Genomic DNA, 1200 nt, shown 5'->3' on the forward strand with positions numbered 1-1200 from the left:
GATCAGGGCTGGTGGTCTCACAATCTAGAGACACAATCTCGGTTTTGTGTGGCGCACAAAACAGCGACTGATAAGGCGAGCCTTTCAGTTTGCAATGCCAATATTTGCGTTGTAACCAGTTCATCCTCTACGCCTCATTTTGACTTGTGTAAGCGCTTAATCGCGGATTTGATAGTGGAAGCCCAAGAACTGCTTAAACTTCTTCACCACATGCAAGCTATGACGCAGCAAGTCACGCTCGGTTCGTTCTAACTGTTTGATATCAATGTTGTTAAGTGTTTCTTGTTTACTCAATTGCTGATGAAGGCGAATCTTAAAGAACAGCTTCAACGCTTCGTTTAAGTTGTCTGCGGTCTCAGGTTCTAAGATGCGTTTTTTTCTTAGTGCTTCGATGCGTTCAAAGGTGTTTTTTTCTTCAATCGCATATTCCAACGACAAGGTGCGAATACCATGCACGATAGGGAAGATGCCACCACGTTTGATATCCAAACCATCCTTGGCACTTTTTACGTTGCCAAACAAAGTAAGGGGCACGGAAAATTGCAAAGCAGGGCGCGTGAAATCCGACAAAACCAGCATGCGATCTTTCATGCTGTCTCTGAGGTGATTTGCTATTGGGGTGAGAAGCTCTCGATTTCCTGCTACTGCATGTGCGTCACTGAAAATCGCCAAGTCCATGATAGGTTCAGGCTCCGCCTTCGCAATCCAATGATCTAAGGTGTGGATCCACTCTTGCTGCGTTTTGACCCATTTCGGGTTGTTGACCATCACTTTGCCGGGGCAGAGTGGGTAACCAAGCTGCTGCAGAGTGTGGGTGAATGATTGCATCACTTGTTCGCAATGCGGCCATTCTAGCCCGTCTTCAATAATGAGCGCGTTGTCTTGGTCGGTCTTAAGAATTTGCTCGCCACGCCCTTCTGAGCCCAGCACGATCAAACAACAGTGGTCGTGCAAAGCGGGTGGCACCACCAGTTCAAAGGCTTTTTCGATAATTTGTTCGTTTACCGCAGAGATGAGCTCCATGATGAAGCGAGTACGGATGCCGTTTCTCAGCAAGCTTTCTACCAGTTGACGTTGGCGGTTTGAGGCCAACGCCAGTTCTTCTACGCTGCTTGCTCGTGCAATGCTGAGTGTTAACACGTGGGAATGCGTCGAAAACGCGCTGAGAATCTGTGTCATGTCGAGCATGCCCACCGCGCG

The 1200-nt window shown here is 48.2% G+C and carries 1 protein-coding gene and 1 pseudogene; both read right to left on the minus strand.

The features are described from left to right. Positions 1-124 (minus strand): annotated as a pseudogene (locus R7070_RS25800) (3'-5' exonuclease); the annotation flags it as partial. Positions 125-156: 32 nt separating this feature from the next. Then, positions 157-1200 (minus strand): DUF294 nucleotidyltransferase-like domain-containing protein (locus R7070_RS25805; RefSeq protein WP_318141463.1); only part of this gene is annotated, 1044 nt, incomplete at its 5' end.

It is taken from the genome of Vibrio sp. 1557, from assembly GCF_033340175.1.
GTDB lineage: Bacteria > Pseudomonadota > Gammaproteobacteria > Enterobacterales > Vibrionaceae > Vibrio > Vibrio alginolyticus.